Source organism: Gluconobacter sp. Dm-74 (assembly GCF_018256135.1).
GTDB lineage: Bacteria > Pseudomonadota > Alphaproteobacteria > Acetobacterales > Acetobacteraceae > Gluconobacter > Gluconobacter cadivus.
Map to the genome: position 1 here is coordinate 53882 of NZ_JAERLX010000009.1, position 17594 is coordinate 71475.

Genomic DNA, 17594 nt, shown 5'->3' on the forward strand with positions numbered 1-17594 from the left:
GGGGAAGGGGCGGGCATGGCCCGCCCGGTGCGGCAAGGCTCAGGCCGGGCGCGCTGACGCGCGGCCTTGCCGCACCGGGCAGCCCCTGCATCCGCGAAGAGGTTGAAAGAGACATCAGAGGAAGAGAGCATGTCCTATCGTATCGTCTATGACCTCGCCGCCGTGCGACTTCCAGCAGAAACCCTGCGCCCTCATGTCGCGGATAGCAGCTTTTATGCCGATCAGTATCTGCTGATGGAGTTGGGTGGCGATAACAATGTCTATGAGGGGCGGGGGTCGCTCCGCGCGAGAAGCTGGTCCCTGATTGGCGCGGGACAGAGCTGGGAGATCATGCGCGAAGTCGTGCAATATGCCGCCTCCTGTGAAGGGGGCGGGATGCGCTTCTCCGGTGCCAGCGAGACGCAGGCAGAAACCTATATCCGCAAGTGCCGGACTGTGTTGCGGGACGCTGTGGGCGCGCAGGCGCTTCTGGATCGGGGCATGACCTGCACGGGACATTTCGCGCTTCGCAAGGGGCCGGTCTCCGCGTGGCTCCAGAAGCGTGTGGACGAGCTCTCGACGATCAAGGCTCCGGAGAGGACAGGCGAAACTCCGGTGTGGTCCTGGCTGAACCTGCTGCGTGACCCGAGGGATGCGGCCATTTTTCTGGCATATTCCAATCTGGACGATGCGCCTGTCTATAATCGGGCGACAGTTCATGGACCGTGTCACGAGCGCCACTCCATCATGAAAGGTCTGACCCCATTCGTGGAGTGCGCGGCATGAGCCAGATGGACCAGACCACCGTCTCCAAAGTCCTGTGTGGCCTGCGCGTGGAAATTTTCACGTATCCGAGCGGTGAGGTGCTTCTGCGCACCGTGGACGCTTATCCCGTCAACCGGAATGACTGGCACGGCCCGTATCGCGATGCCGCTCAGGCCGAAGCCGATTTCGTGGACCGCCATGCGCTGCCGGTACTGACGCCCGAGGATGTCAGACGCAAGCGTCAGAATGGGACACTTTCGAAGACGCGTGAGCATGGCGAGATGATTCTGGCCTTTCATCGTTGGACAGGGGCGTCCTGTCTGACACCGTTCATTGTCCGGCAGGAGAGCGGGGCATGAGCGAAGTCCTTCTGACGTCCGCAGGCCCCGTCTGCCGGCACCTGGATCTCAGTACCGGGCATCTTCCGGTTGCAGAGCGCGACGCGTGCGAGCTTTATCTCAGAAGCGGAGGCACCGCAGGGCGAAGCTGTCTTGGCGGGCCGTATGGCTGGATGATTCATGTTCCCACCGAGGCGGAGGACGTCCCTCATGACGTGTCTCCGGAACTGGCCGCCCTGATGGCTCAGGCCCGGGAGCAGGACTGCTACTACATCCACTTCGATCGAGACGGCCCGATCGACGAGACGCTGCCTTTTTACGACTGAACCGCCACCGCCGTGCCTGTCTCAGGACAGAGAGAAGGCGACGGGAAAAGAAACGAAAAATGAGAGAGGGAGCCGCCACAGGTCGCGGCTCCGCGCAAGGCTCAGGCCGGGCGCGCTGACGCGCGGCCTTGCGCGAAGCCACGCCCTGTGCCCGCGCCGAGAACATCACAACAGAAAAAAGGAGAGCGGCGTGTCAGACCCGGCAGGACAACCCGCGGCCGAAGTGGCTCTAAGAGCAAATCTGGCGCTGATCTTTGAGGCGATGCGGACGCATGGCGTGAAGACGGTCAAAGTTGAGTACGAAGCCAAAGAAGGCTGGTGGACAACACTTCATGTGACGGCGGACGACAGCCCGGATCTGTTCGAAGACCTGTCCCTGGAGAAGGCCGTTGCAGCGCTTGGACCTGACCAGACGATTGCCCCTCTGTTTCCGAACAGCTTTGACCTTGTGGTCTGGCACTGCGTCGAAACTGTTATCCGGCGCGTGCAGGCCGATTACGACACCGACGAAGACGGGTCTTACGGCACGGCCACGCTGACGCTGGCAACGCGACAGCTGGAGGTCGAGCACATCGAGCGTGTGGTCTCCCACCTCGCGCACAGCCTGATCGCCTGATTTCCCACCACGACACCCTTACGACATCACTGGAGCCCATCATGGACGAACTGCGCCTTGTCGATCCCAACACCCTGATCGCGAACCCGAACAATCCCCGTCAGACGAAGCCCGGTCAGGCGAGCATTCGTCAGCTGGCGCTGAATATCCGCGCAGTCGGGCTTGTCCATCCGCCGCGCGTGCGTGAGCTGGGGGACGGCAGCCTGATGATCATCGCGGGCCACCGAAGGACGGAAGCGGCGATCTATGCCGGTCTGACAGAAATTCAGGTCCATGTCACAAAGATCGACAATGGTCTGGAGGATCTGGCGGCGGCCAGTGAGAACATGATCCGCGAGGGCATGACCGAGCCGGACCAGTGGCGTGCCGTGACCCGGATGCGCGAAGAGCTTGGCTATACGGATCAGCAGCTGTGCATGGCGCTGATGATCACGCCTGCCTATCTCAAGGGCCTCTCTCTTCTGGCCAGACTGCATCCGCCGATCCTGCACGCCATCGAGATTGGCCGTGGCCCGGACCTGAAAGAGCGTCGGACTCTGGCCCTGTCGTCGCTGGAGGATCAGGCCGCCGCCTGGGCTGAAATGTTCGCCGAGAGCGTCGAGGAGGAAGAGGACCCGGCCGGATATCGTCTCAATGCCGACGATCCAGAAGACATCGTGAACTGGCGCGACTTTACCTGGCACCTGCAGCAGGACGAGTGGTACGCGCGGGATGCCCGGTTTGACGATGCGCTGGCGCAAAAACATGGCATCATCTGGATCGAAGATCTGTTCGGGCAGGGCGATGAGGACAATCGCTACGTCACGGATGCCTCGGCGTTTCGGGCGGCGCAGGAAGACTGGATTGCCGAGCATCGCCCCGAAGGAACGCTCGCGATCGAGACGGACGAGTATGGGTCTCCCCTCCGCCCTCAGGGCTATAACTTCGTCACGAACTGGATGGGCGAGCAGGAGACCGATGTTGTTGGCTACTGGCTCAATCGGAGTACCCTGAAGATCGCAGAGCGGACGTTCCGCTACACGGGTGAAGAAACCGTCCGCTCCGAACCGCGCGTGGTGGAGCAGACGCCACCCCCAAAGAAAGAGCGCGCGGACATCTCCGGCACGGGTCTGAAGATGATCGGCTCTGTACGGACCCTCGCACTGAAGAAGGCCCTGCAGGCGAAGAACGAAGACGCGGATCCGTGGGATCTGGTGGCCGGGCTGTTGCTCGCGCTGAATGCGAACAACGTCCATCTTTACGGCTGCGAGAGCAGCTCGCCTCAGGAGAACGCGGTGAAGACCGCCATGGAAGCGCTGTTTCCGGAGGGCGAGCTGGTGCGTGATGAAGCGCTGATCCGTCGGCACGCGCTGGATAGCCTCGCGGGCTTCATGAACTGCGAGGTCAGTATGCACTCCGGCTCCGGCATGGCAGCCGAACTGCTGGGCTGTCTGTTCAACGCGGACGCCCACATGCCGACCATGGCTGATGAGGCGTTCTTGAAGACCTACAGCAAGCCCGGCATCACCAAGGCGGTTCAGGCGCATGGGCTCGCGCCACTCAACACGGGCAAGGAGATGCGCGCTGCCCTACTGAATGCCGTGGGAGACGGACACTGGGTCCCGGAGGCCGCAGGTTTTGCGCAGGCGACTGGCGTCTGGACCGAGGAGGTTCGAAACAGGCAGGCCCGCCGCGCGAAATGGGCCGCCCTGAAAGACGATCTGGAAGACGAGGATGAAGACGGTCTGGAGTGCGCTGATCCGGAGGATCTGGAAAACGTGATGGACGAGGGCGGAGAAGACGCTGGCGATCCGCACGTCACGGAGGATGAGCCGACAGAAGCCCCGGACCTCGTGGTGCCGCAGGAACTGGTGGCCATGCAGGCTGCCATGGGAGGGCGGCTGGAGATCCTTCGGGTCTGAGGCAACGCGATTGCGGCCACGTTCCGGGCCAGACTTGCGCGTAACGCCTGATCTGGCACAACAGGAGATTGGGGTCGCCTGATGAGTCCGCGCGACGAAACGTCTGTTCAGGTTACGGTTCAGACGTCGCGGCCCCCGAAAATCGTAACCGGATGTGGGTCGGGGGTCGCTTGCCCACAGTCGTCAGAGTGAAAGGGGAAGCCATGATCTTCGTGATCGTGGTGGACCGTAAGTGGTTTACGAAGATCCTTCGTAAAACGAAGAAGACCCTTCAGGCGGTTGCCACCGCACTGAAGAGCCTCTCCGAGTAAATCACTTAAGGTAAACCGGGCCGTGAGGTGTTTTTTGCGAAGCCCCTCACGGCTCACCTCTGAACTTGGACGAACCGGTTGCGATTTTCAAGGGCGGAGTCAGCATGGCTCCGCCCTTTTTCATGCGGTGAGACGCAGCCTTGTTCCACAGGGCAGGACAGCCCGCGCAAGGAAACAAGACGAGAAAAGAGACAGAAAGAGGAGAGAAGGGCGGGGTGCCAGAGCCTGTCTGTCGCCGCAAGGGGTGGTGTCCTCGGCTAACGCCTGCGGGACCGCCGCTGACGCGTCGCCCTTGCCCCGCCAGTCAGGCCCTGACCCCGGAGAGGACAGTTGAAGAGACATGAAGAGAAGGAGATCAGCATGTCCGAACACCCGACTGTCACCGTAGGCACCCGCGTCAGCACCATCCTGTACAACAGAGGCCGGGGCGTCGTGTCTGCGGTCCATGGCACGCCTCGTCCCGAGACAATCAGACGCCTTGCTGGCGGCTTCATCGCCGCGGGAGGCAATGCCAGCTTTGATATCGTCTTTGCCTGCGGGAGTATCAGCAAGAAGCTGCCCGAGAGCATTCTGCACGGTGTGCAGTGGACGATCTTCCACGACGAGCCCAAGGCCAGCCCTGAGGAAATTGCGCAGCTGCACGCTCATGCCGAAGCGTGCCGCGCTGAAAAGCAGGCACAGAAAGATCAGGCTGAGGCGGCGCATGCGGCCGAAATCGAGCGTCTGCGCACCGCTCCTGAATACGCCCATCTGGAGCAGGGATCGGACCAGAGCGGCGTGCTGGCAGGAAAGAACATCCGCCGTCTGCTGAAAGCCGCCCTGCCAAAACACAAATTCCGGGTGCGCAAATCCTCCTACGGGTCCGTCTTGATCGGCTGCGATGCCCCGCTGGACGATGCGGCGCAGAAGACTGTTGACGACATCAGAAAGCGGTTCAGATCGGGGTTCTATGATGCGGCGTCGGATTGCCACTCGAAAAGCCGGAGCCCCTGGCAGGACGTCTTTGGCAGCGCCGAATACGTCTTCTGACCCTACCTCACCCCTTCACAGTTCTTCAGGCCGCCGCGAGGCGGCCTTTGTCATATCAGGAGATCGACATGGCTTTCTTTACGCTCAGTGCTACGCCCGCCACCGCAAAGCGTGAGGGCTATTTCACCAGCACCACGATGGCGCTCATGTCCCATCTGGGTGAACGCCGCACCGTCGAGGCGAAGTCGGTGGATGGCCTCAAGCCACTCATTCTGAGCTTCGGCCGCGACACAGCGCTTCAGCATCCCGGCAAGTCCTTCAAGATCATGATCACGGTCAATCGTGGCAGCCGCAAGCCGCGCGGCTTCGACGCGGCTTATGATTCAGAGGAGCTTGGCACCTCCGAATGGCTCGAGACCACGATTGCAGATCCGGTACCTCACGAGGGCACGCCAGGTGTGGCCTCATGGGGAGCACGCTACACGCCATTCCTCATGGACGCTGCAGAGCCGCGCGAGGTCTCGCTCACCGAGGCCGAACGCCTGTCTGAGGACGGCCATCTCGGCTTCAAGGGGTGGGCCGCGGAAGTCGCCGCCAGTCTCGAGACCATTGGCGCGCCTGCGGCTGCTTTGGGCAACGAGACCCGGGACACTCTGGTGTCGCGCTATCGCGCCCACCAGCATCCTGCCCTGGCCGCCGCCGTCCTGATCGCAGCTTCGCTCGCGGATCAGCTGGCCGCCTGAGGCCAATGCAGGGGAGCGAATGATGTCTCCCCTGCCAGATCCAACAGTTCAAAAGACGAGCGAGTTTTCCATGGTCGATGAAAACCTTCTCCAGATCGAGACCTGTCTTCTGGATCGTCGCAGGGTCCATCTTGGCGTGGCACCGGATGGGCGCGTCTATCTGCGCGTGACGTCGTTCTGGCCGAAAGAAGCCGCCCAGCTCTGGCACGGCCCCTATTCGGATCGACAGGCGGCCGAGACGGATTTCCGAACCCGGACGCAGCCGCCGCGCGTCACGCGCGCCCAGATCGTCGAGGCCAGTCGCCGCGGGGAGCATGGCACGGTCGAGGGTGTTCCCATGATCGTCCTGAGGCATCGCTGGACAGGCCACATGACCCTGACGGCCTATCAGCTGGTGGATGAGGCCGGGCAGGAGAAATCCGCGCGCCAAAATGGACACATCTGAACCGCGTATCGTCACCCGCGTGGAGGGAGAGCAGGAAGAAGAAAGAGGAAAAGAAGCAGAAGGAGAGAGGGGCAGCACAGGCTGTCTGCGCTGGCAAAGGGTGGGTCTCCACGCGTCCTCGCCCTGACGGGCTCCGGGTCGTGGAGATCCCGCCGCTGCGCGGCGCCTGTGCCATCACAGCCATCCTGTGCCTGTGCCGGAGAGGTCATCAGAGAAAAGAGATGACGGCAACAGGAGTGACCTTTCATGCAGATTTCCCAACAGACCCTTCAGGACATCAAGGACGTTGCCGGACTGGCCGGTGGGTTCTTCGGTTTTCTCGCCCTGGTCTTCGCCTTTACGTGCCTGCCGAGCTTTCTGGCTGGCCCGGTGCCCCATCATTACCTCGCCTCCGCCGCCCATCGCAGCCACAGTCAGGGCTGAGCTTTTTCACCTCCGAACGTCCCAGCGCCCCGCCATCGAGCGGGGTTTTTTCATTTCTGATCAAAGGAAAATGACCCATGATCGTGACTTTCGACCGCGCGCTGATCGAGCGCCTTCTTGCCCATGCCGAGACCGCGTCCGAGCGCCGCGCCACGCTGACCCAGCTCTTTGACAAAAGCCTGCGCAAGCCCGGGCATGGCGCGCGTGAATGGGGCCTTCAGGAAGACGTCGATCCCACAAAGATCTCTGCGGGTCTGTGGCTGGTTGGCGATCACGGGATCTACATGATGTCGAACGGGCTTCCCCTTCTGCCGTCCGATGACGGTCAGAAGCCCAATCTGTGCGCGTATGCGCGCGAAGCGGACCCGGAACAGAACGCGGGCAGGGCTCATGACGTGAAACGCCAGGCTTTTGGCGGGGATGACGGATGCGAGTTCCTGGACGCAGCGCTTGTGCGGCAGGCTCTCAAGCAGGCGTCAGGCGACACACTGCGCATGAACATCACTCCGGAAACACTCGAATTCCTGGCCTGACCAAGGGTCCTCGAAATCTTTCAGGAGAAGAAGAATGTCCGATGCTACGCCTGAAACGGTGTCTGCGGGTCCGTGGTCCCGCGATCAGATCTGGGCCTCGGCCGTTGCCGTGGCTGCTGACAGCGTGGAGCAGCTGCGGCGCTGCGATGTCGATCGCGTCGTCTCCCTTGTCGACGCGGCGGATCGTACCGCCCTGACGGGCTGGCTGATCGCGCGCCGACCCGAACTGGCAGGCGCGGTCGCGGAGGCGCTCTCCGCGCTCGCACAGGAGGCTCACGTATGAGCCTGCTGTTGCCACACCTGCGGCGCGTCCGCATTGAGGCCGAGGGCCTGACGGCCACTCAGTGGAGTTCACCGCAGGAGAAAGCCAAACTGGCCAATGCAATCCTCGCCTTTGTTGCGAAAGGATTGCCGGAGGAGGGGTTCAGCAAGGCGCTGTACCAGCGCGTCAGCCAGATGTGGGGGTTTATCGCCTGCTTTAACCGGGACGGCTTTGCGGGACGGTATTTCTGCTCGACGCAGGGGCGTCTCGCCTTCCTCGATCAGATCGTCGCGCGCGGCGGGATCGGCTTTCCCGCCTGGACCTGGTCAGACGTGGAAAGCCGGATCGCGGCACTTCTGGTCGAGCATCAGGTGCTTGACCTGTATCGCGCTGAACTGCGGCAGGAAACGCTCCGGGGCGAACAGGCGCTGTTGCGCAGATTGCTCGACCGTCACGGCGTGCCGGCCGATCATGCAGGCCGCATTTCACTGGCTCCGGCGCTATCTGCACCTCTGTCCCGGCAGCAGCCTGTTCAGATGGGTCTGCTCTGACACGCTGCGCTGTCTGTGACGGCGCAGGAGTCCGGATCGTCAATCAGTGCCTGGACGACCTCCCATCCGCCGAGAATATTCTGGGCCGTCTCCCAGGCGACGATCTCGGCGCGCAGTGACTGCGCAAGATCGTCATAGATGCCGTCGCGTTGCGGATCTTCGATCTCGCGGCGCTCCGCCTGTTCCGTGAGAGATCGTGCGTCGGCAACCCGGGCCAGGGCCCGACTGACCAGAAGGGTCAGCCAGTCAGACGCCATGTGCTGACGGGCCTCGCGGGTTTCGGGCAACGCCGTGGCTCCAAAAATCTGTCGCGCTCTCTCACGTCCGAACGCGTGGAGGCGCTCAACCTGTCGGGGCGGTGTCACGCCGCGGATTTCTGCAAGCGACCGCAACTGCGTCTCGGGCAGGATTGCGTCGGTCAGCGCGTCCAGGGTTGGCGCGCGACGCCGCTCCTGTGGAAAGCGGATCACCGTGGCGGTCTGATCTGTCTGTGCACTCATCGGCGTCCTCCTTTTGTTGTGGTGCAAGCGTAAAGCGCACCATAAATAAAAGTCAACAAAAACAATGAGATACTGGCCTTATTAGGCCCTCGCGAAAACCTCTTGGGGGCTGAAAGGAGACGCGCGGGAAGGAGAAAGAGGAGGGAGGGAAGGGGCTCTCATGGGGCAGGCGTCGCAGCAAGGGTGCGTCGCTCCGCTCCCGGCGCATAGCGCCGCCCTTGCCACGCCGTCCGCCCCACGAGGCTGCCGATCGGGAACGAAATAATCCGAGAGAGGCAGAGTATGTCCAAGCGCAGGAAAACGGATCTGACAGCAGCCCGAAAAAAGGCAGAAGTCTTCGGACCGGACACGGTTCTGTTCGCAGACCTCCAGATTGACGAGACGTTTTGCATAGGCGGTGCGGAGTTGTCAGGCGTGTACCGCAAGGTGCGACGCAATCATTACCGGCACAACGGAATGCTCTGTTTTGCAAGTGATGGGATGGCCGTGAAGCGCGCTCCCCTGCCTCGGACCGGGGACTGAGACCAGGCCTCCCGATCTCCTCCTTCCTCCACGAATATCTGGGCCGCAGTGCGGCCCGCATCCGGCAAACAAATAGAAAGGAACCGCACCATGCAGGTCCAGAGCGATACGCCCGCGTCCAGTTTTCTTCCCGTACTTGAAGCGCCTGTCTTTCACAGGGCGGTTTCAACAGGCCAGACCATTGGCCGCGCACGGCGCTTTTACGCGGAAGCAGATCATCTCGCTGACGACGCGAATGATGATCGTCTTGGAGCGGCGTTACGCGCCGCACTGCGCCGTGATGCCAGCGCTGCCCATCGTTCAGCGCAGCGCACACTTATGAGTGTCTCCCATTGACGGGCGCGATCCTGCACTCACAACAGGCCGTGCCATCCTGCGCCGTGAGACAGAAGCCTTCGGGAAGAAAAGGATGGGCCATGCGACTGCCGATGACAGGGCTGACCCTGGCGAGCCTGCTATGGGCAGGCATAACCCACGCAGCGGCTGCAGAGTGCTCCGCTTTTGGAGGAGATAATCAGCTCCCGGTTCTGACTAACGCGGCGCTTGGGCAGAAGACCGTGCTGTTGTGCAATGACGCTTTTGCTGTGCTGCATTCGGGCATCAGTCATGGCCCGTTATGGACGGCCGAACACCTGACCGAGGAAGATCTGGAGCGCAGCATGCAGATTGGGCGGGTCGTCCGGTTTTTTCATGCCGATCCGCGTCTGTCTTTTGAAGACCGGGCCGAGCTGAGTGATTACCGTAGATCGGACTACGACCGGGGCCATATGGTGTGCTCTGCTGACGAGCCCACTCTGCAGGCGCAGGAGCAGAGTTTTTCGCTCGCCAATGTTGTCCCCCAGACGCCTGAGTTGAACGAAGGCATCTGGACAGGCGTGGAAATGGCTGTGCGTCGTCTCGCACGACGAGATGGAGAACTTTATGTCGTCACGGGACCGGCTTTCGGAGCTTCGGTAAATACCATTGGTGCACATCAGGTCTTTGTGCCGGTGGCGACGTGGAAGGCTGTTTACGACCCCGCCGAAGACGGAGCGGGCGCGTATTTCTGTCAAAACACCAGCCAGCCCACCTGTACGATCATCAGCATTGGCGCGTTGGCCAAAGCGACCGGTGTGGATCCATTCCCGTCGCTCCCAGATGAGATCCGCCAGACGGCCATGTCGCTGCCCCGCCCTCTGAAAAGTCCCTACGCTGTCCGTATCCGGCCCGCCTCTGGCGGTCCTTTGCTGGAGACCACACCATGAGCTTTATTCCTTTCCTGGATGCAGGCGAAAGCGTTCAGATCGATGATCTGACGATCGAGAACGGGGCGGAACGCATTGCCGTGTACGGGCGCCTTGAAATTCGCAGGGACCGGATTGGCCTGCAGGATATTCAGGCGCTGAAGGCTCAGATCGACGCCATTGCGCACGAGCTAGAGGGATCGGCGCATCTCCCCGAGCGGGTGCGGAGCGCACAGCAGATGAGCGTGATGCCCAGTCCCTTCACGGATCGGAACTGTGCCTGACGGCTTGGGGGCTCCTTACGGGAAAGGTCTGGAGTGCCACAAGCCTCACTCCGGACAAGACGACCTTCCACCCCAGCTTCCTCCGCGCCCTTCGGTTGCTCCGTGCAGCCGGGTCCCCTGAGAAGGCATCCTGTCCTGCGCTGCGTTTGTGACGGACCTGAAAGTGTCGGGACGAAAGGCGTCGCTGCGCTTGCTTTCGCCCCTTTTGCCTCCGGCACGGGTCGAACGAAAGGCTTGTTTAAGTATTCGTTAAGTTTGTGGAGATGATGTTTGTGTGGCGCAAGGTCACGGCAAATAAAACCCTATAAACCCGCAGAAAACAGCCGTTTTTACTTGCAATATTTGCGGATTTTTCCTAAATTAAACCCAGATGACAGGGGCGTTGAGGCCGGTTCTGACCGTTGCGCCGTCCCGAAACGAAAAGGATGACGATCATGGCACGCTTTGAGCCGTTCAGACTGTCTGATAGTGACCGGACCGACATCGTCAAAGGTGTCTCCTGTGCTCTGCTGCTTGAGCGCCATGGCTATCTTCTCGACAAGCCCGAAAGCACGCGCAACGCTCTGAAGTACCGGGCGGGCAAGGGTGAGACCATCATTGTCAACCATGAAGGCCGCGGCTGGTGGGATACGGGATCGGACGAAAAAGGGGATGTATTCGCCCTGATCCAGCGCCTGACACCCGGTCTGAAGTTTCATGAGGCCTGCCGTGAGCTGGGTCAGCTGGTGGGTATTGCGCCGAAGGGGGCAGAATATGTCCGTGAACGCCAGGCCAAAACGCCAGATGCTGCCCCGGCTGAGCGCTGGCATGGCAAGAAGGAACTGACGTCCGGCACGAAGGTGTGGGCATATCTCACAGAGGAGCGCTGCCTCCCGGAATGGGTGTTGCGTCGTGCCATCATGACCGGATGCGTTCGGGATGGTTACCACGCCGCCTGGTTCTGCCACCGCGATGCCAGGGGGACCATCTGTGGTGCGGAACTACGTGGTCCGGACACCAAGGGCATGTGTCTGTCGGGTACGGTCAAAACGCTGTTCCGGTTTCAGCCCGGCCTCGCGCGCACGGTCCGCCGTCTGGTGGTGAGTGAATCCGCCATTGATGCCCTGTCCTATGCCGCCCTCGACAGTGAGCGCACGCGCGAAACTCTTTATTGCTCGACCGCAGGCGGCATGGGACCGGAGACGGTCGAAGCCCTCACGGCCGAACTGACTGAGATGGCAAAAGATCCGGCAGCCGTTCTGGTGGCCGCAACCGATAATGATGAGGCCGGCAACCGCTACGCCGCGCGCCTTGCAGAGCTGGGCCGTGAAGCCGGTGTCCGTGTGATCCGCCGTATTCCCCACGGGGGCTGCAAAGATTTCAACGACGCCCTTAAGACTGTTGTGGCCGCCGCCCGCGCTGCCTGAGGAGAGACTGATGACGAATGACAAGGCACGACGGGAAATGGAGGCTCTGTTTCCCGGCCACGAAAAAAATGACGCCCTGAGAGCGGCTTTTCTGGCGCACCCGGATGCGGACCATTATCTGCGCCTGATGCCAGACCTGGGATGTCGCATCCCCTGGGCTCTGGTGGAATACGGTCCTGAGGGGGAACGGAGCCAGGGTCTCGTTGTTGGCGGACGCTGGAGTGCCGCAGGCTGGGATCTCTCCGGACGCATCGTCCTGTTCGTTCAGTCTCCGACCGGAAGCAGCAGGTTCCTGACCTGTCAGGCGGGAGAGCAGCAGCTTGTTCTGATCGGCACCGTTCCCGGAAGCACGCGTCATCCTGACCGTCCGGATGCCGTAACACTCTTGGGACATGTCGCAGAACTGACCGCCGCCTGGCATGCCGACGCCGAGACGACCCGCGTCTGGCATACCTGGGCCCTGCTGCACAATCAGCCGCCCTTTCCGCAGACCTACGCCGAGGTCGCATTCGGCGGCGACGTGTTGCGCGGCCTCATCGTCGGGGGAACGGTTCTGGCAGACGGAACGTGGGACTTCGGGCGTGAGTTTGATCTGATGGTGGAGCCGGACATGGTCCTGAGCCTCGATGGCCGCCGTGCGAGCCGGTGCGAAGTTCTTCATGGCACCCGGGAGCAGGGACGTGGTCGTGGATAAGCATCTCTCCGGACTGACTTTCTCCCAGGCAGAGGCCGCACGTCAGACGGGGCCTGTTGTTGTTCTTGCAGGTGCCGGGACTGGCAAGACCAAGACGCTGGTGGCTGGGATCGTCGATCGTGTCGTCAAGCGTCGCATGGCCCCGGATCGCATTCTGGCCGTGACGTTCACCAACAAGGCGGCCGGGGAGATGAAGACGCGGATCGCGGCGGCGCTGAACATCGCGCAGGCGCCGTACTGGGTGGGGACCTTCCATGCGCACGGGCGCCGCCAGCTGCGCACCGATCCGGATATTGCCGGGCTGCGTCCGGGCTTCGACGTCTGTGACAGCGAAGACAGTACCAAGATCGTGCGCCGCCTTCTGGAAAAGGCGATTGAAGCTGGCGTCATGAATGCTGACGATGGAGAGACATTCCGCAAGCGTGTGAAGTCCGTCAGCTCGCGCATTGCCATGCTCAAGGAAAACATGGTGCTTCCCCCGGACGCCGTCACCTGGGTCGAGGGACGGATTGCGACGGATGCCATTACTGAGGGTGATGACATCATGGTCTGGCGGGATGCGGCCGTGCTCTATCCTGCGTATCAGGCGATGCTGCGCGAAAGCAATCGCGCGGATTTTGCAGACCTGCTGCTATGGCCTACCGTGACCATGCTGCGCGATGAACGCTACAGGCGCGACTGGGCGGGCCGGTTTGACTGCGTGCTGGCCGATGAGTTCCAGGACGTGAACCGGCTCCAGTTTCTCTGGCTGAAATGCCTGTCCAAAGACCACAACGAGCTCTTCGTTGTGGGTGACGATGCGCAGTCAATTTACGGCTGGCGTGGGGCCAATGTCCGGATTATCCGAAGCTTTCTCAAGGAATTTCCGACCGGACGTCTGATTGCCCTAGAGCAGAACTTCCGCTCGACCGGTCATATCCTGTCCGCAGCCAATGCGGTCATCTCTCATGACACGAGCCGTCTGGAGAAGACGCTTTATACCGCGTCTGGAGATGGCGCGCCAGTGGATATTCTGCGGCATACCGGCAGTCAGGATGAGGCCTCCGGGATTGCGGCCGAGATCGGACGTCGTGCCCTGGAAGGCGTGCCTTATGAGGACATGGCGGTGCTGTATCGGTTCAACCATCTCTCCCGGTTGCTGGAAGAGTCTCTGCTACGTGCGAAGATCCCGTATGAGCTGGTCAATGACACCGCTTTCTGGCAGCGCGCGGTGGTGAAAGACGCGCTGGCCTTCCTGCGTCTGACGTGTTTTCCGTATGAGCGGCAGTCAGACGAGGCCTTCCGACGGATTGTCAATCAGCCCGCCCGGGGGATCGGGGCCAAAGCCATGGCAAAATTCGAGCAGGTCGCGGACGATGAGGCAATCTCGCTTTATGATGCAGCGGAGCGCACGGTGCAGGGACGCACGGGCAAGGCTGCTGACAAGCTGCGCGGCTTCCTGGACGTCATTCTGAAAGGGGCACGTAGCGACGAACCAAGTCTGGGTGAACGTCTGAGGGTTCTGGTTGAAGAAAGTGGATATCTCGCGATGCATCAGGCGGCCGGGGAGGATGGACGCACGGCGCTGGAAAATCTGCACGAGCTTCTGTCGCTCGCCAACGAGTTCACCTCGGTGGAAGAGCTGTTCGATCATGCGGCCCTCGGGTCGGAAAGCCGGGATGATGACAGTGTCGGTCGGGTGAAGCTGATGACGATTCATGGCTCAAAGGGCCTTGAGTTCGGGCATGTCTTTCTGATCGGATGGGAAGACACGCTATTTCCGTCACGCACGAACATTGACCCGGCTGAAGAACGCCGACTGGCCTATGTCGCACTGACCCGCGGCCGCCAGCGCGTCAGTGTGTCCTGGTGCGAGTTTCGTCGAGGAGAGCAGGCCAATCCGAGCTGTTTTATTGACGAGATCCCGCTTCAGGCGCGGCGGGATGGCTGGGGACGGGATCTCAAGCGCCGTCCCGCGTTCCAACGGGGAACGGTTTTCAATCGGCAGGCTCAGAGAGAGGCGATGGGGTTTTGACTGAGAGCAGATCGTACCGGTAATGCCGACTGCCAAGGCTGACAACAGGAAGGTCAGCCTTGGCTCAATCAAGACTCCTGTTTCGCTCTTACCCATGCAAGAAACCCGGATATATCATCACTTGGTGACAGCGAGTTCGCGTAAAGCTCCAGCTCCTCGGCAGCGCGGCGAATTACCCCTATAACGAACGTCTCAGCGCCGCTTCGGCTCATCTCCATATTTGAATGGAGCGTTGAATATGTACCATGGAGAATTTGAGAACGATCACGGACGATCTGCTTTGCGAACTGCCTGGCCGTTACTACTGAATCGCTTGTGACGGGATCGTTTGGTTTCAGGCTGTAAAAAGTCAAAAGAATTGCCTCAACACGAGCTTGGCTCCCGCTGGTACTTTCTGCTTTCGTTAATACCTCTAGCGCCGTCTCAAGTTTTACAATAGCAACAGTATCAGTGTTCTCGGCGAGCGCCTCGTGCAGCCAGTAAGCCGCATCACACCATGCTCGTTCGAGCTTTGGGAGCTGATAATTGCCAGTTGCGAATGAATTCACGAGACGGCCGACAGCCTTAATCGCGGGTTTCGCATTTCGTAGAAAGACGGCCAGTGTCCCATCTCCAATCGGCATGCCAGGTTCTACGTTGGAACGTTTTGCGAAATAATACCCGTCCGCTTCCGAAATAGTCGTGCGGACTGTTAAACCTCTGTGTGTGTCCAGCGTACCCATGTTCCTCGTTCCAAAAGACGGGGAAACAGTGAGTTGAATGGCAACAACGGCCAACGCCGCTGACACATTGCCGATCTCTTCTGCCTTGGAACGCTCACATCCCTCGACAGAAATGCGAGCAAGCCAGTTGGCGCGGCCCTTCTTCATCACTCCAATCATCTTATCGAAATGTGAACGTCCCAACCAGTCATCTTCTCTCGGATAGAAATCACTGCGCTGAATGTCATCGATAAAGACGAAGTCGGCTGGCCCGATTGAAAACCGTGGCGCACGCCAAGGTGAAATTATGCAAGGGACAAATACACGCCGTGGCGTCGATAACCGGTCAAACCAAGTCACAAGTTGAGCCTCTATGGCCTCTACGTCGCGTGGCCCAATCGACGCCGCATCTCTGTTAACATAGTCCGCTAAAGCCTTTAGCAGTGCTGTGCGAATATCATACACAATCGTGCCGCGCGCCATCGCAGGAAAACGGCTGGCTACGTTTTCTAGAAAATCAAAAAAAGCGCTCGACGACTGCTTTAGGACAACTATTAGCCGATCTATCTCAGGCTGAGCTATGCCGATCTCCTCAACCTGAAGAAATTCTTGTGTAAGATGATCAGGCTGTATTGGCGGCAATATTCTTATACCAAGGATAACCTCGCGAAGAAGCGCAACCTCTTTTTGGTGTGGTGTCTGTCTCATCGAACTTCCTTTACTTGGCGCCCGGAACTGCGCCAAAAACGGTAGTGACCTCTCAAACGCATGGTTTCGGGGATACTATCAAGGTTGGAAACAGGCTTACCGCACCACGCCTTGATGGCTGTGACGGACGGGGTGTCGATTTTCGCGTGATAGGGGCCCTTCTTATGAAAAGGCGCTGTGAGCAGCTTGTTGCAGGCACGATGGGGAGGGACACTGTCGAAGGATCGGCCAAAACGGACCATGCGCCGCAAGCGGTGGTAGGCCTTCTCTTCCTGCGGATCGCGGCTGGTGTCTACCTTGAAGGGATGATGCCCAAGGTTAGCTAGTAAGCGGGGCGTAGCTACCTGAGCTTTCTTGTGACCTCTACGGTCAGAAAAGTGTCGGATTAGGGGAAGAGAATGGCACATTATAGGACACTAAAAACGGGCAAACACGCACGCAAGTCCTTCTGCGGCGCATAACCTTTATTCTGGCGGACGGGAGTGGGTTAGAGTCACATCCGGGAGGATTTGATCAGCCACGGCGAAGACTGAGTGAGTCGCGTGCGGGAATAAGAGACGTCATAATAGAGCAGGCAGGCTCGGCCTTTGCGCTATGAAGATCCGACGTAGAAGCAGATTCAGGCAGTCGTGCGTTTCATGAACGGATGTGCTGGTATTGTTCAAGGCACGCTTAAAACGCTGACCGATTAAGGTAGAGACCCCCCTTTCGTTTTCCTGCAAGACAACCGTGTCTATGCCGTGAGCCCGATCGAAAGGTTTCACGTCGATCTGGATGCGGACTGCCGTCCCGAGGGATCCACATCAGAGGGCCTGCTATCTCCGTCGGATGTTGAGGGTAATGCTGTAGTGAGGCGCGTTCCGACGCGGCGTTACAAGCTGTCAGATCTCGGGCTGATGGTCTGTAGACGTCAAGTCGGGTCTGTCGTTTCAAGCTCCTCCGGTTCATCCTCTGAACTGCACTCACAAACGCTGTCGTCATACTGCGCGGTATGACCGAGCACACACTTTCCATCGGGCAGTCAGATCTGCCCAAATCGTCCCTTTCTCTCTCTCTATCGTCCCCCTGGCTGCTTGGGGGCGTGGGCGTCCTCGCGACCATGCTCCTCGGCTTTGGCTGGCTTGTTTTTCCTTTCGACATCCAGATGGTCTGGACCATGCTTGCGCAGGCGATCCTGTTCTCCCTGGGCATCACCGTGCTGTTCGTCGACATCATGCGCCTGTGGAAGACGAAGGCTTTCATTCCGCGCTGGTATGTCTTTGTCTTCGTGCCGCTCTGGATCGCTATCGGACTGGTCAATCTCCAGAAAGCCTATGACTGCACGCGAGCGGCAGGCCAATGGTGACGTCGCCTGACCACACTCACAACAGCCTTACGCAT

23 protein-coding genes are annotated in these 17594 nt (G+C 60.2%); 21 read left to right on the forward strand and 2 right to left on the reverse strand.

Translation table 11 applies throughout. The annotated features are described in order from the left end of the window. Positions 1 to 129 precede the first annotated feature (129 nt). From JK208_RS12200 to JK208_RS12260, 13 genes are all read left to right on the forward strand, one after another. Positions 130 to 765 carry a hypothetical protein gene (locus JK208_RS12200; RefSeq protein WP_099287143.1) on the forward strand — a complete coding sequence of 212 codons (636 nt, stop codon included), beginning with the start codon at positions 130 to 132 and terminating at the stop codon, positions 763 to 765. Beyond that, entirely contained in the window at positions 762 to 1103 is a 342-nt protein-coding gene (locus JK208_RS12205; RefSeq protein WP_211576395.1) for a hypothetical protein, read from the forward strand. The genes JK208_RS12200 and JK208_RS12205 overlap by 4 nt, the downstream gene beginning before the upstream one ends. Next, positions 1100 to 1408 carry a hypothetical protein gene (locus JK208_RS12210; protein ID WP_211576396.1) on the forward strand — a complete coding sequence of 103 codons (309 nt, stop codon included), beginning with the start codon at positions 1100 to 1102 and terminating at the stop codon, positions 1406 to 1408. The genes JK208_RS12205 and JK208_RS12210 overlap by 4 nt, the downstream gene beginning before the upstream one ends. A gap of 190 nt (positions 1409 to 1598) precedes the next feature. After that, a complete protein-coding gene (locus JK208_RS12215; protein WP_086649752.1) occupies positions 1599 to 2024 on the forward strand; it encodes a hypothetical protein in 426 nt (141 codons plus the stop codon). Between the two features lie 41 nt (positions 2025 to 2065). Beyond that, positions 2066 to 3925 carry a ParB N-terminal domain-containing protein gene (locus tag JK208_RS12220; protein WP_211576397.1) on the forward strand — a complete coding sequence of 620 codons (1860 nt, stop codon included), beginning with the start codon at positions 2066 to 2068 and terminating at the stop codon, positions 3923 to 3925. Positions 3926 to 4095: 170 nt separating this feature from the next. Then, complete coding sequence (locus tag JK208_RS12225; protein ID WP_158093572.1) at positions 4096 to 4236, forward strand: hypothetical protein; 141 nt, start codon at positions 4096 to 4098, stop codon at positions 4234 to 4236. 360 nt (positions 4237 to 4596) lie between these two features. After that, entirely contained in the window at positions 4597 to 5265 is a 669-nt protein-coding gene (locus JK208_RS12230; protein WP_158093571.1) for an LPD29 domain-containing protein, read from the forward strand. Positions 5266 to 5333: 68 nt separating this feature from the next. Then, positions 5334 to 5948 carry a hypothetical protein gene (locus JK208_RS12235; RefSeq protein ID WP_211576398.1) on the forward strand — a complete coding sequence of 205 codons (615 nt, stop codon included), beginning with the start codon at positions 5334 to 5336 and terminating at the stop codon, positions 5946 to 5948. Positions 5949 to 6018: 70 nt separating this feature from the next. Then, complete coding sequence (locus JK208_RS12240; RefSeq protein WP_143412435.1) at positions 6019 to 6393, forward strand: hypothetical protein; 375 nt, start codon at positions 6019 to 6021, stop codon at positions 6391 to 6393. 246 nt (positions 6394 to 6639) lie between these two features. Next, positions 6640 to 6816: a hypothetical protein gene (locus tag JK208_RS12245; RefSeq protein WP_158093570.1), complete on the forward strand. Its 177-nt coding sequence runs from the start codon at positions 6640 to 6642 to the stop codon at positions 6814 to 6816. A gap of 77 nt (positions 6817 to 6893) precedes the next feature. Beyond that, the gene (locus JK208_RS12250; protein WP_086649747.1) at positions 6894 to 7349 is read left to right on the forward strand and encodes a DUF3085 domain-containing protein; all 456 of its coding nucleotides are present in this window, start codon (positions 6894 to 6896) and stop codon (positions 7347 to 7349) included. A gap of 34 nt (positions 7350 to 7383) precedes the next feature. After that, positions 7384 to 7632 carry a hypothetical protein gene (locus tag JK208_RS12255; protein ID WP_086649746.1) on the forward strand — a complete coding sequence of 83 codons (249 nt, stop codon included), beginning with the start codon at positions 7384 to 7386 and terminating at the stop codon, positions 7630 to 7632. Beyond that, positions 7629 to 8162, forward strand: coding sequence for a hypothetical protein (locus tag JK208_RS12260; RefSeq protein ID WP_211576399.1), 534 nt, complete (start codon positions 7629 to 7631; stop codon positions 8160 to 8162). The genes JK208_RS12255 and JK208_RS12260 overlap by 4 nt, the downstream gene beginning before the upstream one ends. Here the strand turns inward: JK208_RS12260 and JK208_RS12265 are convergent. After that, the gene (locus JK208_RS12265; RefSeq protein WP_086649744.1) at positions 8144 to 8662 is read right to left on the reverse strand and encodes a hypothetical protein; all 519 of its coding nucleotides are present in this window, start codon (positions 8660 to 8662) and stop codon (positions 8144 to 8146) included. The two genes, JK208_RS12260 and JK208_RS12265, sit on opposite strands and share 19 nt — an antisense overlap. Positions 8663 to 8944: 282 nt before the next feature. On the opposite strand from JK208_RS12265, the gene JK208_RS12270 reads away from it, so the two are divergent. From JK208_RS12270 to JK208_RS12300, 7 genes are all read left to right on the forward strand, one after another. Continuing rightward, entirely contained in the window at positions 8945 to 9184 is a 240-nt protein-coding gene (locus JK208_RS12270) for a hypothetical protein (RefSeq protein ID WP_086649743.1), read from the forward strand. Between the two features lie 90 nt (positions 9185 to 9274). Beyond that, complete coding sequence (locus JK208_RS12275; protein ID WP_086649742.1) at positions 9275 to 9520, forward strand: hypothetical protein; 246 nt, start codon at positions 9275 to 9277, stop codon at positions 9518 to 9520. An 80-nt stretch (positions 9521 to 9600) separates the two neighbouring features. Continuing rightward, positions 9601 to 10428: a DNA/RNA non-specific endonuclease gene (locus tag JK208_RS12280; RefSeq protein WP_194258314.1), complete on the forward strand. Its 828-nt coding sequence runs from the start codon at positions 9601 to 9603 to the stop codon at positions 10426 to 10428. Beyond that, positions 10425 to 10691 (forward strand): hypothetical protein, encoded by a 267-nt coding sequence (locus JK208_RS12285; RefSeq protein ID WP_202258750.1) that lies wholly within the window; start codon positions 10425 to 10427, stop codon positions 10689 to 10691. The genes JK208_RS12280 and JK208_RS12285 overlap by 4 nt, the downstream gene beginning before the upstream one ends. A 434-nt stretch (positions 10692 to 11125) precedes the next feature. Further along, on the forward strand, positions 11126 to 12097 hold the full coding sequence (locus JK208_RS12290; protein ID WP_211576400.1) for a DUF3991 and toprim domain-containing protein: 972 nt from the start codon (positions 11126 to 11128) through the stop codon (positions 12095 to 12097). Positions 12098 to 12107: 10 nt separating this feature from the next. Continuing rightward, positions 12108 to 12791 (forward strand): hypothetical protein, encoded by a 684-nt coding sequence (locus tag JK208_RS12295; protein ID WP_211570510.1) that lies wholly within the window; start codon positions 12108 to 12110, stop codon positions 12789 to 12791. Next, positions 12784 to 14805, forward strand: coding sequence for a UvrD-helicase domain-containing protein (locus tag JK208_RS12300; protein ID WP_349291993.1), 2022 nt, complete (start codon positions 12784 to 12786; stop codon positions 14803 to 14805). Before JK208_RS12295 ends, JK208_RS12300 begins: the two co-directional genes overlap by 8 nt. 68 nt (positions 14806 to 14873) lie before the next feature. Here the strand turns inward: JK208_RS12300 and JK208_RS12305 are convergent, their stop codons facing one another. Continuing rightward, positions 14874 to 16214, reverse strand: coding sequence for a hypothetical protein (locus tag JK208_RS12305; protein WP_202258756.1), 1341 nt, complete (start codon positions 16212 to 16214; stop codon positions 14874 to 14876). A gap of 991 nt (positions 16215 to 17205) precedes the next feature. Here JK208_RS12305 and JK208_RS12310 point away from each other — a divergent pair. Next, positions 17206 to 17559, forward strand: a complete 354-nt coding sequence (locus tag JK208_RS12310; protein ID WP_202258760.1) for a hypothetical protein — start codon at positions 17206 to 17208, stop codon at positions 17557 to 17559. Positions 17560 to 17594: the final 35 nt, after the last annotated feature.

Bases quoted from the DNA above. Each gene is read 5' to 3' on its own strand.
- JK208_RS12250 (WP_086649747.1), top strand. From the start codon at position 6,894: ATGATCGTGACTTTCGACCGCGCGCTGATCGAGCGCCTTCTTGCCCAT.
- JK208_RS12200 (WP_099287143.1), top strand. From the start codon at position 130: ATGTCCTATCGTATCGTCTATGACCTCGCCGCCGTGCGACTTCCAGCA.
- JK208_RS12310 (WP_202258760.1), top strand. From the start codon at position 17,206: ATGACCGAGCACACACTTTCCATCGGGCAGTCAGATCTGCCCAAATCG.
- JK208_RS12230 (WP_158093571.1), top strand. From the start codon at position 4,597: ATGTCCGAACACCCGACTGTCACCGTAGGCACCCGCGTCAGCACCATC.
- JK208_RS12220 (WP_211576397.1), top strand. From the start codon at position 2,066: ATGGACGAACTGCGCCTTGTCGATCCCAACACCCTGATCGCGAACCCG.
- JK208_RS12255 (WP_086649746.1), top strand. From the start codon at position 7,384: ATGTCCGATGCTACGCCTGAAACGGTGTCTGCGGGTCCGTGGTCCCGC.
- JK208_RS12265 (WP_086649744.1), bottom strand. From the start codon at position 8,662: ATGAGTGCACAGACAGATCAGACCGCCACGGTGATCCGCTTTCCACAG.
- JK208_RS12275 (WP_086649742.1), top strand. From the start codon at position 9,275: ATGCAGGTCCAGAGCGATACGCCCGCGTCCAGTTTTCTTCCCGTACTT.
- JK208_RS12280 (WP_194258314.1), top strand. From the start codon at position 9,601: ATGCGACTGCCGATGACAGGGCTGACCCTGGCGAGCCTGCTATGGGCA.
- JK208_RS12285 (WP_202258750.1), top strand. From the start codon at position 10,425: ATGAGCTTTATTCCTTTCCTGGATGCAGGCGAAAGCGTTCAGATCGAT.
- JK208_RS12245 (WP_158093570.1), top strand. From the start codon at position 6,640: ATGCAGATTTCCCAACAGACCCTTCAGGACATCAAGGACGTTGCCGGA.
- JK208_RS12295 (WP_211570510.1), top strand. From the start codon at position 12,108: ATGACGAATGACAAGGCACGACGGGAAATGGAGGCTCTGTTTCCCGGC.
- JK208_RS12235 (WP_211576398.1), top strand. From the start codon at position 5,334: ATGGCTTTCTTTACGCTCAGTGCTACGCCCGCCACCGCAAAGCGTGAG.
- JK208_RS12210 (WP_211576396.1), top strand. From the start codon at position 1,100: ATGAGCGAAGTCCTTCTGACGTCCGCAGGCCCCGTCTGCCGGCACCTG.
- JK208_RS12240 (WP_143412435.1), top strand. From the start codon at position 6,019: ATGGTCGATGAAAACCTTCTCCAGATCGAGACCTGTCTTCTGGATCGT.
- JK208_RS12270 (WP_086649743.1), top strand. From the start codon at position 8,945: ATGTCCAAGCGCAGGAAAACGGATCTGACAGCAGCCCGAAAAAAGGCA.
- JK208_RS12305 (WP_202258756.1), bottom strand. From the start codon at position 16,214: ATGAGACAGACACCACACCAAAAAGAGGTTGCGCTTCTTCGCGAGGTT.
- JK208_RS12260 (WP_211576399.1), top strand. From the start codon at position 7,629: ATGAGCCTGCTGTTGCCACACCTGCGGCGCGTCCGCATTGAGGCCGAG.
- JK208_RS12205 (WP_211576395.1), top strand. From the start codon at position 762: ATGAGCCAGATGGACCAGACCACCGTCTCCAAAGTCCTGTGTGGCCTG.
- JK208_RS12290 (WP_211576400.1), top strand. From the start codon at position 11,126: ATGGCACGCTTTGAGCCGTTCAGACTGTCTGATAGTGACCGGACCGAC.